Source organism: Pseudomonas sp. LB3P58 (assembly GCF_054897895.1).
In genome coordinates this window covers 2494854-2513172 of sequence record NZ_JBUBVE010000001.1, presented here as the reverse complement: position 1 = coordinate 2513172, position 18319 = coordinate 2494854, and the positions used below count along the sequence as shown (strand labels likewise).

The following is an 18319-nucleotide window of genomic DNA, read 5'->3' as shown; positions in this document are numbered from 1 at the left end:
TTGCACACCGCAAACCTTGTGGGAGTGAGCCTGCTCGCGATGGCGGACTTTCAGTCAACATTGACGTTGAATGTGTCGGCCCCATCGCGAGCAGGCTCACTCCCACAAGGTTGCGGTGTGGCTAGCTGCTCTTCACCGCCACAAACGCTGCCGTCACATAAGGTACCGTCAGCACGTCTCTGCCACGGAGTTCGAGCTCGGCGGCAATCAGCGCTCTCAACTGCTCGTCAACCTTCGCCCGCTCACTCGCCGGCAATGCCGCCACAAAACTGGTGGAGCGCACGCGGTTGAAAATCACGTCCTCAGGCGAACCTGTATGCCCATGGCTGAAACGCTGTTCCGCCAGCGGTCCGAACGCCGGATGCGGAAACGCCTGTCGCCAGGCCCCGGTGTAATAGCGCGGGGAATCGCCCTCCAGCGCATTGACGATCGCATCCAGTTTCGGCACCCAGCTCACCCGGGTATCCCGCAGGTTCCACACCAGCCCCAGTTTGCCGCCGGGTTTGAGTACACGGGCAATTTCGGTCAGTGCTTCGGCGCTGGCAAACCAGTGAAACGCCTGGGCGCAGATCACCACGTCCACCGATGCATCCGGCAGCGGCAGGTCCATGGCGGTGCCGCTGACGGCCAGCACTTCGGGGAAAGCTTCGGACAATTTCTCAAGCATCTGTGCCACCGGCTCCACCGCAATCACTTGCGCACCGGTCGCCATCAGCCGACCGGTGAACTTGCCAGTGCCGGCGCCCAGATCAACCACGGCGTTGTCCGCGTTCAAACCAAGGGTGCCCGTCAGCCAATCGGCCACTTGCGGCGGATAATCCGGACGACCGCGAACGTAGGTATCAGCGCCGGTTCTATAGCCGGCAGCCGCCGAGTGATGGACCTGATCTTTCATGGCAGTGCTCCAGATCGACAACGAATGCTGTCGAGCATAGCGCCTCGATTTGAGCTTTCCTTGCACAGACCGCCAGAAAGAAATGAATAATTGTTCACCCTGTGGTGTTCACCTTTCATCCCCCCTGAGAGTTCACCATTTCAGCTTGCGTGATAACACTTTGCGCCGCATGTTGCCGGGGCATGGCACGAACTGAAGCGAATTAACCTGTGGAGCATCACCCATGAACACCCGTTTCGTTGTGTTAACCGTCCAGTTGCTGCTGGCAGTCGCCTTGTCCAGTTCGCTTGCATTCGCCAATGGTGGTGGCGATGACGCCCCCGCAAGACCGAATTGCCCCAAAGGGCAGGTCTTCGACTCCCGGTCGCAAAAATGCCTCAAGCAAACCAGCAGCCTGGTACCGGACGCCGACCGCACCGTTTACGCCTATCGCCTGGCCAAGGACGGTCGCTACGAAGAAGCCCTGGCCCTGCTCGACACCCTCAAACAGCCAAACACCGCCGAGGCCTTGAACTATCGCGGCTACGCTACGCGTAAACTGGGGCGTACCGACGAAGGCATCGGTTATTACCTGCAATCGGTCAAACTTGACCCGCACTACGCGCAAGTTCGCGAATACCTCGGCGAAGCGTATGTGGTCAAAGGTCGGCTGGACCTGGCGCAGGAGCAGTTGCAGCAGATCAAAACCATCTGCGGCAGCAAAACCTGCGAGGAATACCAGGACCTGGCCGAAGCCATCAACGATTCATCGAAAACCTGACACACCGAGCAGACGGAGGTCGCCATCGCCAGCGATCAGGCAATACGGGCAGAACTGGGCCAGCACCTGGCGCGTTTATGGCGCTACGGCCTGCTGTTGTCCCGGCAACGGCATGTCGCCGAAGACCTGGTGCAGGCCACCTGCGTGCGGGCGCTCGAGCGTGCCGGGCAGTTTGTCCCGGGCACCCGCATGGACCGTTGGTTGCTGAGTATTCTGCACTCGATCTGGCTCAACGAAGTTCGCTCCCGAAGAGTGCGTCATGGACAGGGGCTGGTGGATGCCGACAACGCCTTGTCGTTCGACGGTGAATACGCGGCGCAAACCCATGTCCTCGCGGCGCAGGTGATCAGGCGTGTGGATGCCTTGCCCGAAACCCAGCGGGAAACGGTGTTTCTCGCCTATGTCGAAGGTCTGTCCTACCGCGAAGTGGCCGACGTGCTGGACGTGCCCATCGGCACCGTCATGAGTCGCCTGGCCGCTGCACGGGCGAAACTGGCCGAATACCCGCCATTGCACGCCGTGCCGAACCCTTCCACTGGAGAACGTCGATGAACGATCACGCACGCCCGACGGTACTCTCGGATGAGCAACTGGTGGCCTACCTCGACAACCAGCTCGACAGCGAACAGCGCACCCGCATCGACGCGGCCATTGCCGAGGACCCTACGCTCAATCTGCGCCTGCAATGGCTGGCCCGCAGCAGCCTGCCGTTCAAGGAGGCCTACGATGAGCTGGGTCGCCAGGCGCCCGTGGACCGCTTGCAATCGATGCTCGACACCTTGCCTTCACCTGAACGCCCGGCCATGAATCGGCGCTGGTTTCTCGCGGCGGCCGCCGGGTTGGTGGTGAGTGGCGTGTTGGCGGACCGGCTGTTCCTCGGTTGGCAGTTGAGCCAGCAAAAGGAAAACTGGCGCGGGCTGGTGGCCGAGTACATGTCGCTTTACGTGCCGCAAACCCTGGACCACTTGCCCACTGACGAAGCCGCTCAGCGAGCGCAACTGCGGACCATCGATGCACGTCTGGGCCTGAATCTTGTGCCGGCGCAACTGGCCTTGCCACGCTCCGAGCTCAAGCGCGCGCAAATCCTCGAGTACGACGGCGTCGCCATTGCCCAGATCACCTACCTGGACCCGGCGCACGGTCCCATGGCGCTGTGCGTCACCCGCTCCAACAGCGGCAGCCGGCAATTCGCCCAGGAGCGCCGGTACGGGATGAACATTGTCTTTTGGGCTGACATGCAACATGCCTGGATGCTGATCGGGCATAACCCGGTGGTGGATCTGGAGGACATGGCGAAATTGTTGAGAGGCCGGCTTAGCGCGTGATCCGTTTTGTCACTATGCTCGGTGTCTCATTCCAAGGAGGAACCATCCCATGCCGATTTCTTCACGCACCGCTTTGCTGGTCATCGACGTACAGAACGACTTCATCCCCGGCGGCCATCTACCGGTGCCGGAGGGCGACCGGATCGTCCCACTGATCAACCGCCTCGGCGCCCGGTTCACCCAAGTCATCATTGCCCAGGACTGGCACCCGGCCGGACATGCGTCTTTCGCCTCCAGCCACCCGGGCCACGCACCTTACGACGTGATTCAACTGCCTTACGGCGAACAGACGCTCTGGCCGGACCATTGCGTGCGAGCCACACCCGGTGCCGAGTTGCACAAGGATCTGGACCTGCCCCACGCCCAACTGATCATCCGCAAGGGCTGCAACCCGGACATCGACAGTTATTCGGCGTTTCTGGAGGCGGACCGAACGACCACCACAGGTTTGGCCGGGTACTTGAAAGAACGCGGTATCGACACGGTTTATCTGGTTGGGCTGGCACTCGATTTCTGCGTGATGTTCTCTGCGCTGGATGCGCGGGCGGCAGGGTTTAACGCGATTGTGGTGATGGATGCGTGTCGGGCGATTGATCTGGACGGCTCGCTGGCCGCAGCAATCGAGCGGATGCAGGTGGCTGGGGTTGGGTTGATCCCATCAACCGAAATGCCAGGTTAACCCCCTGTAGCAGCTGTCGAGCAGCGCGAGGCAGCGTTCGAGTGCGCAGCACTCGTAAAACCAGGCAACCGGTTCTTTCAGGAAAACCGCTTCCGCCGGGTTGGCGAGGACTGCGTCCTCGAACGCAGCCTCGCAGGCTCGGCAGCTGCTACGAGAGAATGCAGACGCTAACTGACCGTTAAATAAATCCGTCCCGTTATTTGGTTATTTGCTCATCTGTAATGTTTGGTTAGCGCCTATGGGGGTATGCCCCCGATATAGTCAACGACTCAAATAAATGAAAAGTTATCTAAAAAAAAGCCAGTCGTGATTTGAGTTTTGGATCTCTATTCGAACAATGCCGGGCTCAGAAAAAACCATTCCACAAGCACCATTTGAGTTCACAAGCAAAGGTCGCTGTCCTAACAGGCCGTTTACCCCATAGAAAAATGCGATATTCGTGACTTCATTCGTCGCGCCATACCAGAACGAGACTTCAAGGCATGGTTTCTTCAGGGTCAACGCAATGCGGTGTGTCCCCGAATGCTTATAACCTATATGCAAAACTTGACGTTCTATCTGTCCCGGGATATCAAAGAACCCTTCCGAAGCAGTTGTAATCCCCACCACCCCGTTCCCCGATACAAACCCAATCGTCATAGTTGAGGTTTCAATCACTGAACCTGAAACTATAAATTTCATCAATTGATCATCAAAGTTTTCAGTGAGAATCGCGGGTAAAGCTCGTACATTCAATTCACGCATTGGAAACAGAACCGGCCTTACCTCCTCAGTTTTCTGACCTAACAAAACACTCAATCTCACCTTTAGTGTGCTGTCATTCTTCAATACCTGCAGTTTCCCCCGCGGCACCGGCACACTAAGCCCCGAGTTCATCTCCGCCGTTGTTACTTTATGTGCTCCCAGCAGTGGAATCACATACTCAGCGCCCGCGCTATCGATCCCGACACACTTCAGTTCAACTTCTTGCCCAACCCGAATCCCCAACCACGGCAACACCTTCACCTCGGCATCACCTTCAAACTTGGTCAAATCCAACACCTTGTCATCCGGCGCCTGAGGCACCTTCGGCGTTGGCAGTCTCGAATCCCCATCGGCAATTTTCTGCACCGTCAGCAATGTAGGGTTCGAACGGGTCTTGATGCCGTTTCGCGTCAGCTCCCACGTTAAGCGGATCACCGTGCCGTGTCGGGCAACCAGATCTTCAATCGCCAGCGTGTTATTGACCCGGTTATTGGCATTGAACGGCTTGGCGGTAAATGTCGGCAAGCCGTCCGCCGTCACGGGGCGGGCAAGGAGTTGGCATTGGTCGCCCGTCTGCGCTTGGGCAAATTCGACGCGCGCGATTTGGCCAGCCAAACTGGCGAGCGGATCAACCACCAGTCCCGGTACACCAACAACCGTCACCAGCGGCAGATCGATCAGCGCCTCACCAATCACATCGACCCGAGTCGTGAAGGATCGTCCAACCTCTTTGCCAGCGCGCAGCAACTTATATTTGAAGGTGGCGGAACCACCCACCGCCGCCACGAATTGAGCGTTGGGCACCTTCAGTTTGTAAGTGACCCCTGTGCTGTCGACTTTTTCTTTCAAGGTCAGCACCTCGGTCGAACCCGTCGCTGACGTGAACGTGCAGGTCAACTCAATGATGTCGTCCTTCAGCCATTGACGCGCGTGTATTTGGGCGATCGCCGGATTTCCTCGAAGCTTGCCCAAATCGATACTGTCCGGATCGTCCGAGGTATCCTCCGGGTCTTCGTTTACCATCGGTGCTTCGAACCAGATGCCGTTCAGGCTGACGAACAGTTCGAGGGCTGCCGACCAGAGCGCGTCCAGATCAACGCTGTTACCAATCCAGTCCCACACGGTATAGGTCAGGACGCATTTCGCGGTGTCACCGACCTTTTTGAACACCGCTTCCTCGATCCGAACCTGAACGGGGTCGCCGGATCTCGCCTCATCCTCGGTGACTACGTGGTCAATCGTTTCGCCCCCGCACCTCACGCGGATCTTGTCGAACGCTCTCGTCAAAGGATAAAACGCGGTACAAATCACCCCTTGCCGGGCCTGTTCAGGGTCTACCCCGTCGTCCAGCACGTTGGGCGGTAAAACGTTGATCGCCAGTTCCGAGTGCCACTCGTGGTTACCTTCAAGGTCCTTGAGCCCTGGGCGTCGCTTGTGGAACCACGCCCGCAACGTCGTCGAAGAGTCGATATTCTCCGAACCGCGCCGGATGGTGTAGTGGAGGGTATTGAGTCCGTCGAGCAGCGCTTGAACGGGTAGGTACAGGGTAAACAGCTTGTCCGTCGTGGACTTGACGATAGCCACATCCACCACAACGCCATTGAGGTAAAGATCGATGCTGTCTTCGGCCAATTGTTCCAGATAAGCGTCGACCAGTACTTTTACCCCTTGACCGGGATAGAGATAGGTCAGCGCCAGTGGAATTCCGCCGTGAGCGTTGATAGCGCCAGGCACAACCCCTTGCCAGCCTGGAATTCGTGGCGCGTATAGCGTCAGTACGGACATGTCGGTCATGGAAGCGCTCCCTGTCATTGGCAGCGTTCCGGGGATGAAAAAGGTGGAAGGCTGTGGAGGCTATGGAACATCCATGGCGCCTGTCTGGCTACTGTCAAATGTGACAGGTCAGGCCGAAAACAGCCCGATAATCACTACCGTCCGTCGATTCGGGTGCTCTAGGTTCAAGCCGTAGCTGGCAACCACAAACGGAATCGCGCCCCGCCCAATGGCGACGCTTCGACGGTAAGCGTGCCACCCTGAGCTTCCAACGCCCGACGACTGATTGCCAACCCCAGACCAAACCCACCCGTGGCCCGATCCCGACTTCGATCCAACCGATAAAACGGTTCAAATATCCGCTCACGCTCCTCATCCGGAATACCGATCCCGTCATCGTCCACCCAGATTTCAGCCCCCTTGGCACACACCTGCACACCAATCTGAATGCGTTTTTCGCAGTAACGCATCGCATTGCGTAGCAGGTTCTGAATAGCGCGGGCTGTCAGCCTTGGGTCGAGGGCGAAGCGTTCAAGTTGTCCGTGCAGGAGCACATCGATAACGATGTCCGGGGATTCCAGTTCTTCGTCGACGCTGCCGAGGATGCTGTCGATAAACTCATCCAGCGACACCTCGACCCGCTCCGGCAGCCGCGCCGGGTTTTGCAGGCGGCTGTAGGACAACAGTTCCAACACCAGCTCATCGAGTTCGCGAATGTGCGCGACCAGACCTTGCAGGCGCTCGCGGCTGGCGGCTGGCAAATCGTCGGACAGTGCCAGCGCCAGACCGAAATCCAGTCGTGTCAGGGGCGTGCGCAATTCGTGAGAGACGGCATTGAGCAGGTCCCGCTGCTGGTTGAGCAGGTTCTCGATATCGCCGGCCATGGTGTCGAAGACATTGGCCAGGCTACCGATGTTGGAGCTTTTGGAAATCTGTGTGCGCTCGCTCAAGTGGCCCTTGCCGAAACGTTCAGCCGTACCTTTGAGGCGCTCCAGGTCGTGCCAGTGCGGGCGCAGCCACAGCAACAGGCAGGCGAGCATGGTCGCGCCGATCAGCACGTTGATGCTCCAGTACAACAGGCTCACGTCCATCGGGTCCGGCGGCACGACCATCTCCACCACCGTCCGCTCGTTCAGCGGCGACACCGCCAGGGTGCGCCAGCCCCAGTCGCCAATGCGCACGACGTGCTCGCCACGCTGCAGACGTTTGCGCTCATCAGGGGTGAAATCGGCGTCGTCGTTACCGGTCAGGACGATGTGCAGCGGCTGGAATTCCTTGTCCATCTCCGCGGCCAATGCCGGCCACTGCTCCGGGGGCACGGCGTGGAACTGTTTGACGATGAGGGTTTGCAACCCGCGCGAATAATCGAGGTTGTAGGTGACAAAGCGCTCCTGGAAGACCTTGATCACCACGTCAGGCACCAGATAGATCGCCGCACTGTACGAAACGATGGTCACCAGGTACAGGCGAAACAGGATTCTGAACATCGACTCAGCATTCCCACTCGGAACGGCTGAACAGGTAACCCTTGCCCCACACGGTCTTGATCTTGCGCGCCTCGCCGGCGTGGTCGTCGAACTTGCGCCGCAGCTTGGAAATCGCCACGTCCACCGAGCGGTCGGTGCCATTGAATTCGATGCCGCGCAGGCGTTGCAGAATCTGGTCGCGACTGAGCACTTCGCCGGCATGCCGAGCGAGTACCACCAGCAGGTTGTATTCACCGCTGGACAGTTCGACCAATTGCTCGCGCCAGGTCACGGTGCGCTCGGAGAGGTCGATGCACAGATTGCCCATCAGAATGCGGTCATTGGCGGTCTGCGGCTCGGTGAGGCTGCTGCGCCGCAACAAAGTCCGCACCCGGGCCAGCAACACGCGCGGTTCGCAGGGTTTGGTGACGTAGTCGTCGGCGCCCATTTCCAGGCCCAGCACCTGATCGTGGCTGTCATCGCGGGCGGTGAGCATCAGGATCGGCAGCGTGGCCGAATCGGCGCGCAACAAGCGGCAGACTTGCAGGCCATCGAGCCCCGGCAGCATCAGGTCGAGGATCACCAGGTCCGGCGGATTGACCCGCGCACGCTCGCGCACATGGTCACCACGGCTGATCACGCTGACGCTATAGCCGTTGCGTTCCAGGTAACTGGCAATCAGTTCGGAGAGCGCGGTGTCGTCTTCGACCAGGAGGATGTTGGGCATGTGGGGTGTTCCAGAAAGTGCTGTGGTGCCTGATCCGGCCTCTTCGCGAGCAAGCCCGCTCCCACAGGGGAATGTATTTCAAATGTGGGAGCGGGCTTGCTCGCGAAGGCGGCCTGGCAGGCGCAAAAGTAATCAAGTTGCGAAGGATATACGCCCTCACCCGTGCCTGAGTAAAACCCTTACACAATTTCACACAGCGCCTACAAAGCTTCACCGCTACCCTCGTCGCCTCCCCGTAGGATGCGGGGGGTCATTATTGGGGTATTACATGTCAAAGAATCTGCTTGCCAGGCTCAGCCTGATTGCACTGGCGGTGACGCTGAGCGCTTGTGACAAGGCCTCGACGGCCGAAGAACAGGCGCCTCTGGCCACGGTTCGGATCGAAACCATCCAAGCCAGCCCCCTGTCGATCACCAGTGAGCTGAGCGGGCGGATTGCCGCGCCACGGATTGCCGAAGTGCGCGCCCGGGTGGCCGGGGTGGTGTTGCAACGGGCGTTCCGTGAAGGCAGTGATGTGAAAAAAGGCGAAGTGTTGTTCCGTATCGACCCGGCGCCGTTCAAGGCTGACCTGGACAGTGCCGAAGCGGCGCTGCGCAAGGCCGAGGCCAATGCGTTCCAGGCGCGCCTGCAAGAGCAGCGTTACGCGCAGTTGATCGAAGGCAACGCCATCAGCGGCCAGGATTATGACAACGCCCGGGCCAATGCCCGGCAAACCGCTGCCGACGTCGCCGCGAACAAAGCCGCCGTGGAACGGGCGAAACTCAACCTGGGTTACGCCACGGTCACGGCGCCGATCTCCGGGCGCATCGGCCGCGCGCTGGTGACCGAAGGCGCACTGGTCGGGCAGAACGAAACCACGCCGCTGGCGTTGATTCAGCAACTGAACCCGATCCACGCCGACCTCACCCAATCGACTCGCGAACTCAACGACCTGCGCCGGGCGTTCCGTTCCGGCCAGTTGCAGCAGGTCGGTCAGGACCAGGCCAAAGCCACGCTGATCCAGGACGACGGCAGCCTCTATCCGTTGCCGGGCAAGTTGCTGTTCGCCGACATCACCGTCGACCCGGGTACCGGCCAGATCATCCTGCGCAGCGAATTCCCCAACCCGGACCTCGACTTGCTGCCGGGCAGCTTCGTGCGCGTGCGTCTGGAGCAAGCGGTCATTCAGCAAGGCATCAGTGTGCCGCAACGGGCCATCCAGCGTGACAGCGCCGGCATCGCCCAAGTGCTGGTGCTCGACGCCGAACAGCGGGTCGGCCAGCAACCGGTCGAACTGGGCGCCGTGCAGAACGATCGCTGGATTGTCACCGGCGGCCTCAAGCCCGGTGATCGCATCGTCACCGAAGGTCTGCAACACGCCCGTCCCGGCGAAAAAGTGCAGATCGACGACACCCCTCTTCCACTTGCCCAGGCTTCTGGTCAGTAAGCAGGACGCTTTTTATGCCGCAGTTCTTTATCGACCGCCCGGTGTTCGCCTGGGTGGTTGCCCTGTTCATCCTGTTGGCCGGCGCCCTGGCCATTCCGCAGTTGCCGGTGGCGCAATACCCCAACGTCGCGCCGCCGAAAGTCGAAATCTACGCCGTGTACCCGGGCGCTTCGGCGCAAACCGTGGACGAAAGCGTGGTCAGCCTGATCGAGGAAGAACTCAACGGCGCTGACCATCTGCTGTATTTCGAATCCCAAAGCAGCCTCGGCAGCGCCACCATCACCGCAACGTTCCAGCCGGGCACTGACCCGGAAATGGCGCAGGTCGATGTGCAAAACCGCCTGAAAGTGGTCGAGTCGCGCCTGCCGCAAGCGGTGACGCAGCAGGGTTTGCAGGTGGAGAAAGTCTCCGCCGGCTTCCTGCTGCTGATCACCCTCACCTCCAGCGACGGCAAACTCAACGACGTAGCGCTCAGCGATTACCTGGCGCGCAACGTGATGAACGAGATCAAGCGCCTGGACGGCGTCGGCAAGGCACAGCTGTACGGTGCCGAACGGGCCATGCGAATCTGGATCGACCCGCAAAAGCTGATCGGTTTCAACCTGACCCCGGCTGACGTCAACGCCGCCATCGTCGCGCAGAACGCGCAAGTGTCGGCGGGTAGCATAGGCGATTTGCCGACCCGCACCACCCAGGAAATCACTGCAACCATTCTGGTCAAAGGTCAGTTGTCGACACCGGAAGAGTTCGCCGACATCGTCCTGAAAGCCAATCCCGACGGCTCAACTGTGCGCATCAAAGACGTGGCGCGCGTCGAGATCGGCAGTCAGGAATACCAGTTCTCCACCCGCCTCAACGGCAAACCGTCGACCGCCGTCAGCGTGCAACTGGCGCCGGGCGCTAATGCCCTGAGCACTGCTACGTTGGTGCGGGCGAAGATGGATGAGCTGGCGCGTTACTTCCCGGCAGGCGTCGAGTACAAGATCCCGTACGACACCTCGCCCTTCGTCAAAGTCTCGATTACCAAGGTGGTTTACACCCTGGGCGAGGCGATGTTGCTGGTGTTCGCGGTGATGTTCCTGTTCCTGCAAAACATCCGCTACACGCTGATTCCAACGCTGGTAGTGCCGGTGGCGCTGATGGGCACGTTTGCGACCATGTTGGCGCTGGGGTTCTCGATCAACGTACTGACCATGTTCGGCATGGTGCTGGCGATCGGCATCCTGGTGGATGACGCGATTGTGGTGGTGGAGAACGTCGAGCGAATCATGGCCACCGAAGGCCTGTCGCCCAAAGAGGCAACACGCAAGGCGATGAAGCAGATCACTGGCGCAATCATCGGCATCACGCTGGTGCTGGTCGCGGTGTTCATTCCGATGGCGTTCATGCAGGGTTCGGTCGGGGTGATTTACCGGCAGTTCTCGTTGTCGATGGCGACTTCGATTCTGTTCTCGGCGTTCCTCGCCCTGACCTTGACTCCGGCGCTGTGCGCAACGTTGCTCAAGCCGATTGCCAAGGGCGAACATCACGAGAAGCGCGGGTTCTTCGGCTGGTTCAACCGGCGTTTCGAGCAACTGACCGAGCGTTATCAGGGCTGGGTCGCCTATGCGCTGAAACGCACGGGCCGTTACCTGTTGATCTACGGCGTGCTGCTGATCGGATTGGGCGTGTGCTTCAGTCGACTGCCCTCCTCGTTCCTGCCGGTGGAGGATCAGGGTTACACCATCACCGACATACAACTGCCACCAGGCGCGAGCAAGAACCGCACGGTGCAGGTGGTCGAGCAGATCGAAGCCCACAACGCCACTGAACGCGGTGTCGGCGACAGCACGGTGATTCTCGGTTTCAGCTTCTCCGGTAGCGGGCAGAACGCAGCGTTGGCGTTTACCACGCTCAAAGACTGGTCTGATCGGGGTAGCGACGACTCGGCCAGTTCCATTGCCGATCGCGCCAACATCGCGTTGAGCCAGATCAAGGACGCCGTAGCGTTTGCAGTACTGCCACCGCCGGTAGATGGCCTCGGCACTTCCAGCGGTTTCGAGTTCCGCTTGCAGGACCGTGGCGGCCTCGGCCATGCCACGTTGATGCAGGCGCGCAGCGAGTTGCTGGCGGCTGCCGAGAAAAGTCCGATCCTGATGAACGTGCGCGAAAGCGCGCTGGCCGAAGCGCCGCAGGTGCAACTGGAAGTCGACCGCAAACAGGCAAACGCGCTGGGCGTGTCCTTTGCTGACATTGGCAACGTGCTGTCCACCGCCGTCGGTTCGGCCTACATCAACGACTTCCCCAATCAGGGGCGGATGCAGCGTGTGGTGGTTCAGGCTGAAGGCGATCAGCGCAGTCAGGTCGCCGATCTGCTGAAGATTCACGTGCGCAACAGCGCCGGGAAAATGGTGCCGTTGTCGGCCTTCGTCCAGGCCAAGTGGACCCAGGGCCCGGCGCAATTGACTCGCTACAACGGCTACCCGGCGATCAGCATTTCCGGCGAACCGTCGCCCGGTCACAGCACCGGCGAAGCCATGGCGGAAATCGAACGACTGGTTGCACTTGGCCCGGCGGGATTGGGGCAGGAATGGACCGGGTTGTCGTTGCAGGAACGCTTGTCCGGCAGTCAGGCGCCGATCCTGCTCGGTTTGTCGTTGCTGATCGTGTTCCTGTGTCTGGCCGCGTTGTATGAGAGCTGGTCGATTCCGACCTCGGTGCTGCTGGTGGTGCCGCTCGGCGTACTCGGCGCGGTACTGGCCGTGACCTTGCGCGGGATGCCCAACGACGTGTTTTTCAAGGTCGGATTGATCACTATCATCGGGCTGTCGGCGAAGAACGCGATCCTGATCATCGAATTCGCCAAGAGCCTGTACGACGAAGGCCATGACCTGATCGACGCCACCCTGCAAGCCGCGCGCCTGCGACTGCGGCCGATTGTAATGACGTCGCTGGCGTTCATTCTTGGTGTGGTGCCGCTGGCGATTGCCACCGGGGCCAGTTCGGCGAGCCAGCAAGCCATCGGCACGGGGGTGATTGGAGGGATGATCACGGCGACGCTGGCGGTGGTGTTTGTGCCAGTGTTTTTTGTGGTGGTGATGAAGTTGGTCCGCAAACGGCATAAAGACCTCTAACCAACAACACCGGCCTAATGTGGGAGTGAGCCTGCTCGCGATAGCGGTGTAACCGTCAACATGGATGTTGAATGTTACGACCTCATCGCGAGCAGGCTCGCTCCCACAGGATCAGCGTTTGCCTGATCGTCTGTGGTCACACCCGACCGCGCTGGGCTAAGGTGTTTGCAAAGCCCTGACGTATCGAGTTCACATGCCCTTCCTCGCCCGCACCCACCCTCGCCTGTCCGCCGCTGCCACCCTCGGCGTCGCAGTGGGCATTCTGGCGCCGGCCGACTCGATCATCAGCAAAATCCTCTTCGGCTGGAACGCCGGGGTCTGGACTTACCTGGTCCTGATGCTCTGGCTCACCGCGCGCGCCAAAGCGCCGGACGTGAAGCGCATTGCCGAGGTCGAAGACGAAAACGCCGGGCTGGTGCTGTTTGTTGTATGCATCGCCGCGATGGCGAGCCTGGCGACCATCGCCTTTGAACTGGCCGGCAGCAGGGACCTGGAAACCACACGCAAGCTGTTGCATTACGGTTTTACTGCATTGACCGTGATCGGTTCATGGCTGCTGATCGGGGTGATTTTCAGCGTGCACTACGCCCGTCTGTTCTACACCTGGGGCGGCAAAGAGCCCGCACTGCGTTTTGCTGAAGGTCTGACAACCCCCAATTACTGGGACTTCCTGTATTTCTCGTTCACCATCAGCGCGGCGGTGCAGACGTCCGATGTTGGCGTGGCGACTCGGGATTTGCGCAAGATTGTCCTGGCGCAGTCGCTGATCGGCTTTCTGTTCAACACAGCCATTCTCGGGTTCTCGATCAACATCGCGGCGGGACTGTTCAACTGATCCCTGCACAAACGTTCTAGTCATCACCCTCGGCGCGAGCGTTAAATAAGTCGGCTATCCGTCTCACAGGTGCAGCATGACGACTCACAACTGGATCGACCTGGCCCAGGACGCCGACACCGGCATCGAGACCCTGCGCGCGCATTTCGAAGGCCATGCCTACGACCCGCACTGGCATGACAGCTATCTGGTGGGCGTCACCGAACAAGGGGTTCAGCAGTTTCACTGTCGGCGAACAAAGCACCAAAGCACGCCGGGCAAGGTGTTTCTGCTCGAGCCAGGTGACATCCACGACGGCGACGCGCCAACCGAAGACGGTTTCACCTACCGCATGCTGTACCTCGACCCGCAATGGCTGAAACGTGAACTCAGTGCAGTCTTCGAAAATGCCCCCGACAACAGTCAATTGAGTTTCGCCAACACCCTGGCCAGCGACTCGCGACTGGCCCACGCCTCCAGCCAGGCGTTTCAAACCCTGCATCACGGCGAGCTGAAAATCGTCCGCCAGACCGCCCTCGACGGTTTGCTCGAACGCCTGACCAGTCACCTGCACTGGCGCGCCCGCTATGGCCAGGATCCGCGCCTGCCGCTGGTGGCGCAGAAGGCTCGGGAATACCTGCACACCAACGCTCAATACCACATCGGCCTCGACCAACTGGCCGCCGTCACCGGAGTTGATCGCTTCCGCCTGACCCGCGCCTTCAAGGCCGCTTATGGGTTGGCACCCCACGCGTATCTGGTGCAATTGCGCCTGGCCACTGCCCGGCGAATGCTGGCCCGTGGCGAGCAACCGGCGACGGTGGCGATGGAACTGGGGTTTGCCGATCAGAGTCATTTGGGTCGCTGGTTTGTCCGGGCATATGGCTTGACGCCGGCGCTGTATCGCAAGCGCTGCTCAAATCTTCCAGACGCGTGAAGCAGGCTTTGTGAGGATTGGCTCCTGAGTTAATCCACGGAGCCTGATGCCATGTTGTCCACCTTCCCGACCTTGCTACCTTTTATGTTGTTTGCGTTCGTCGCCTCCATCACGCCGGGGCCGACCAATATTCTGGTGCTGAGCAACAGTGCTCAGTTTGGCTTCAAGGCTACATTGCCAATCATCTTTGGTGCCTGCGCCAGTGCTGCAATCATCGTCCTGCTGGTGGGTTGCGGTTTGGGTGAGTTCCTGAGCCGTATTCCACTGCTGCAAAACGCCATGCAATGGCTTGGCATCACTTGGCTGAGCTACCTGGCATGGCAGATTTACCATTCTGCGACTGATAACTTCGATCCCGATGTTTCCGGCAATCAAAAACGTCCGGGCCTTTTGACCGCCGCAGGCCTGCAATGGGTAAACCCGAAGACCTGGATGATGGCCATGGCCGTCGTCAGCGTGTTTGCCGACAATCGCGCCGATCACATCGTTTATTTGAGTTTTGCATTTTTCGGTATAGCCCTGCCTTGTATGACTGCTTGGGCGGTTCTTGGGTCGAGTGTCAATCAATGGCTTCGTTCAACCAAAGCCTTGCGAAACTTCAATCGCTCCATGGGTGTTTTGCTGGCAGGTTCGACGTGGCTAAGTGTATGGATCGGCTAATAAAACTTTCCTTTCGCTCCAAACGACCAGATAAAAACCACAACAACAGGACTATGTAAACTGTCAAGTTTGACAGTTTACAGCGACGCCCAATGGCGGTTTTATACCCCATCCCGGACATTTCTTTAATAGCGGGATACCTTGTCATGACTATGGAGATGGTATTGATGAACATGATTACGCAGAAACGCAGACAGGCCGTGGGTGCAGGTAGTTGTGCCGGGACAATAAACGGCAGAGAACCATACAGCGCAGGTCTGGTAGAACTCTCGGAGAGCACTTTCCCACTGCCTCATGGCGAGGCTTACGTCATGTTTGCCCGGCAACGCGAGCCACAGCCGGAATACACGACAAAAGAAATCATTCTTTCGTTTACCAAGGGATTGGAAAATAAGTCCTACGAACTGAAGCCGGATTCACATCAAGTACGCCTGACATTCGCCGATAGCAGCGATCCAGCCAAACCGATTATTTATACCCAGCTCTCGGGAACAGCCGATCTTGAACTTGATGAGACTTCAGGGATTTTTTCCGGGACACTGAGAAAAGTTATCGTCGAAAATCAAGACGATGACATCCCTAAACAGCTGACGCTTGATGTGATCTTTTCAGCAAAAGGCGCCTTTGCCACATTTCATCAGCCTCGCAATCTAACGCAAGCGGCGTAACCGTTTGATCTGAAAATAAAAAAGGAAGCAGTTGCTTCCTTTTTTATTTGCTTTCACAGACTGCTTACCACCTATAACGAAGACCGAAATTTACACCATAAGGTTGTTCTATGTGTTGACCGTTGCTGTACTCAACGTCTGCATGCACGTTGAGATTATCGGTCATTGCTACAGCGATGCCAGCGCCTAACTCCGCGCGGGAGCCTGACAGGTCGTTGTTGAACACGTTGTTGTTGACTTGCACCTCATTACTTTTTGCGAATTCATGAGCCCATGCGGCGCGAAGATACGGCTGTACCACACGTCCTTGCCCCAGCGCTATATTTCGGCCAGCGGTAGCGCCCACCTTCCCGATAAACGAGCGTGTGCGATCCCCTTCAGCTTGCAGGTCGTTGCTCAGGGAAAAGTCCTTGCCCTGGATGACCACGGCTGACCATTGAGTGAAGGGTTCAAGGAAGTTGCCATTGTCGAGGTTGATGTGTTTGCCGAACTCGACAGAACCACCCAGCCCCGAGTTGTCATAGTCTCCCTTGGCTCGGGTCCCATCGCTCAACGCCACTTTGGCATCATTACGGAAACGGTTTGCCTTCAACACACCGTCGAGGTAATAGCCTGTCTGGGTGTCTAACCACGTGACATAGGCACCCATGTAGTAACTGTCCACGCGGCCTGAAGTACCGGCATTGAGATTGAGATCAGATTGACTTTGACCCGCCATTACCCCCACTAACCATTGGCCGTCTCCGAGAGAAAGCGCCGCATCCGCGCCCAGGGTGAAACCTTGCTGGGTTTGTTGATAACCGACACCTGAGCCATCGGCGATGTTGTATTTGTTGGTGTAGGTACGGCCCCACGCGCCGGATTGACCGCCATTGAAGCGCAACTCACCCATACGGGTGCGCAACGAGGTCAACTCGCCCAACCATACAGTCGAAGCCGTGTTGAACAATGCAAGCACGGAACGAGCCCCCGGACTGATCGTTCGCGTACTGGGATCAAGTATCCAATCGTTGCCACTTTTCGCCAAACCGTAGGAATACGTACCCAGATCGACGTCGCGATTCATGAAGAATTGAGCGTCGCCTCCTGCTGTTTGCACCACGCGGATAGGTTGTCCGCCTGCCGGATCAACACCACTGCTCGCGATCAACAGTTCGTGTGTCCCTTGGGCGGTACCGGTGATATTGAGCACATCAGTCTCACCTGTAGTGAAGTTGGTGCCCATCACAAAGCGGCCATTTCCAGACAGTGAGTTTACGTTCAGTTGGTAGAACGCGTCGCTGGCACCAAAGACTACGGAGCCACCGTTGTTAAGGGTCAATTGATCGATACTGCTATTACCGGTCAACACCCATTGGGAGCTGTCGTTGATCGTGGCGCCGGCCACGTTTTGCAGTTGTCCCGACAGTGTCGAGTTGTTTTGCAAGGTCAATTTAGTGGTGCTGCCCTGCTCCGTAACGATGTCGCCAGTCAGCGTACTGTCGTTGACCACCAGCGAGGTATTCGCGCCCCCTCTGACATCCAACAGCGTGCCATTTCCTGCAAGCAGGCGAGAGTTGGTCAACGTAATGGCTGCCGTCGAATCCGAGGCGTTGGAAAAATCAACCAGAATCGCTGCACCGGTTTTACCTTGCACCGTCGTGTTCTCAAGATTCAGCACCGCGGGTTGAACCTGGTTAGGGTCAAGGTCGATAACTACACCTTCCTGGCCACCAATGATCGTGCTGTTTCGGGTATTCGCCTGACCGCTCCTCAACCGTAGTCCGTAACTGCTGGTCCCGGTTCCGAGAAGGTCGGAATCATTGAGATTCAGGACGCTGTAGGCACTGACCAGCGCTCCCCCGGTCACTCCAGTGATCTTCGTTCCGTTTGCGACAGAAACGCTGGAGCCGTTCTGCGTATTCGCATCGCGAACCACCTGAAGTCCTACACGATTCCCCGTAATCGTACTGCTGTCGATACTCGCTTGAGTGCTGCTCAAGAAAACCGCCGCCAGACCACCAGTAGCTGAAACGGTCGTGCCGCTCAGATTGACCGTTGACCCGTTGCGAGCCGATATCTGCTGTGTCGTGCTTCCTGGATTTACGATCAGCGTAGAGCTGTCAGAGTTGATGGCCAGCGTTTGCGCGCCGTTGACCGTCAGAGTGGCGTTTTGAGCAAGGTCCCATTGTTCCGGCGTTCCACCGTTTACCGTTTCCTGGCCGCCAACGACCGGCGCTGCGCTGACGAAGGCGCTAAAGATTGTCAACAACGATGGGCTCAACACAATGTAACGCCGTGAACGGCTTGGACCCGATAATGACTTACCTCGCATAATGAATACCTGCTTTTG

Annotated in this window: 15 protein-coding genes; 10 read left to right on the top strand and 5 right to left on the bottom strand. The window is 58.6% G+C overall.

The annotated features are described in order from the left end of the window. Positions 1–121: 121 nt before the first annotated feature. Entirely contained in the window at positions 122–895 is a 774-nt protein-coding gene (locus ACYZTZ_RS11840; RefSeq protein WP_461998315.1) for a class I SAM-dependent methyltransferase, read from the bottom strand. Positions 896–1118: 223 nt separating this feature from the next. Here ACYZTZ_RS11840 and ACYZTZ_RS11835 point away from each other — a divergent pair, with 223 nt between their 5' ends. The 4 genes from ACYZTZ_RS11835 to pncA are packed head-to-tail and all read left to right on the top strand — an operon-like array spanning position 1119 to position 3659. Beyond that, a complete protein-coding gene (locus ACYZTZ_RS11835) occupies positions 1119–1655 on the top strand; it encodes a tetratricopeptide repeat protein (protein WP_461998314.1) in 537 nt (178 codons plus the stop codon). 54 nt (positions 1656–1709) lie between these two features. After that, a complete protein-coding gene (locus ACYZTZ_RS11830) occupies positions 1710–2207 on the top strand; it encodes a sigma-70 family RNA polymerase sigma factor (protein ID WP_221174556.1) in 498 nt (165 codons plus the stop codon). Then, positions 2204–2980, top strand: coding sequence for an anti-sigma factor family protein (locus ACYZTZ_RS11825; RefSeq protein ID WP_461998313.1), 777 nt, complete (start codon positions 2204–2206; stop codon positions 2978–2980). The genes ACYZTZ_RS11830 and ACYZTZ_RS11825 overlap by 4 nt, the downstream gene beginning before the upstream one ends. Before the next feature lie 49 nt (positions 2981–3029). Beyond that, positions 3030–3659, top strand: a complete 630-nt coding sequence (pncA, locus tag ACYZTZ_RS11820; RefSeq protein WP_461998312.1) for a bifunctional nicotinamidase/pyrazinamidase — start codon at positions 3030–3032, stop codon at positions 3657–3659. A 285-nt stretch (positions 3660–3944) separates the two neighbouring features. Here pncA and ACYZTZ_RS11815 read toward each other — a convergent pair whose 3' ends face one another. The 3 genes from ACYZTZ_RS11815 to ACYZTZ_RS11805 form a co-directional block, all read right to left on the bottom strand. Then, on the bottom strand, positions 3945–6197 hold the full coding sequence (locus ACYZTZ_RS11815; RefSeq protein ID WP_461998311.1) for a hypothetical protein: 2253 nt from the start codon (positions 6195–6197) through the stop codon (positions 3945–3947). 164 nt (positions 6198–6361) lie between these two features. After that, positions 6362–7663: an ATP-binding protein gene (locus tag ACYZTZ_RS11810; RefSeq protein WP_461998310.1), complete on the bottom strand. Its 1302-nt coding sequence runs from the start codon at positions 7661–7663 to the stop codon at positions 6362–6364. Positions 7664–7667: 4 nt separating this feature from the next. Beyond that, positions 7668–8369: a response regulator gene (locus ACYZTZ_RS11805; RefSeq protein WP_008155184.1), complete on the bottom strand. Its 702-nt coding sequence runs from the start codon at positions 8367–8369 to the stop codon at positions 7668–7670. A gap of 268 nt (positions 8370–8637) precedes the next feature. Between ACYZTZ_RS11805 and ACYZTZ_RS11800 the strand changes: the two genes are divergently transcribed. The 6 genes from ACYZTZ_RS11800 to ACYZTZ_RS11775 all read left to right on the top strand — a co-directional run bounded on the left by ACYZTZ_RS11800 (position 8638) and on the right by ACYZTZ_RS11775 (position 15987). After that, positions 8638–9795, top strand: coding sequence for an efflux RND transporter periplasmic adaptor subunit (locus ACYZTZ_RS11800; protein ID WP_461998309.1), 1158 nt, complete (start codon positions 8638–8640; stop codon positions 9793–9795). 14 nt (positions 9796–9809) lie between these two features. After that, positions 9810–12908: a multidrug efflux RND transporter permease subunit gene (locus tag ACYZTZ_RS11795; protein ID WP_461998308.1), complete on the top strand. Its 3099-nt coding sequence runs from the start codon at positions 9810–9812 to the stop codon at positions 12906–12908. Positions 12909–13101: 193 nt separating this feature from the next. After that, positions 13102–13743, top strand: a complete 642-nt coding sequence (locus tag ACYZTZ_RS11790) for a DUF1345 domain-containing protein (protein ID WP_461998307.1) — start codon at positions 13102–13104, stop codon at positions 13741–13743. Between the two features lie 76 nt (positions 13744–13819). Further along, positions 13820–14659 (top strand): AraC family ligand binding domain-containing protein, encoded by an 840-nt coding sequence (locus ACYZTZ_RS11785; protein ID WP_461998306.1) that lies wholly within the window; start codon positions 13820–13822, stop codon positions 14657–14659. Between the two features lie 51 nt (positions 14660–14710). After that, on the top strand, positions 14711–15319 hold the full coding sequence (locus tag ACYZTZ_RS11780; RefSeq protein ID WP_461998305.1) for a LysE family translocator: 609 nt from the start codon (positions 14711–14713) through the stop codon (positions 15317–15319). A 167-nt stretch (positions 15320–15486) separates the two neighbouring features. Continuing rightward, on the top strand, positions 15487–15987 hold the full coding sequence (locus ACYZTZ_RS11775; RefSeq protein ID WP_461998304.1) for a hypothetical protein: 501 nt from the start codon (positions 15487–15489) through the stop codon (positions 15985–15987). Between the two features lie 64 nt (positions 15988–16051). On the opposite strand, the gene ACYZTZ_RS11770 is transcribed toward ACYZTZ_RS11775, so the two are convergent. Then, complete coding sequence (locus ACYZTZ_RS11770; RefSeq protein WP_461998303.1) at positions 16052–18301, bottom strand: autotransporter outer membrane beta-barrel domain-containing protein; 2250 nt, start codon at positions 18299–18301, stop codon at positions 16052–16054. Positions 18302–18319 lie beyond the last annotated feature (18 nt).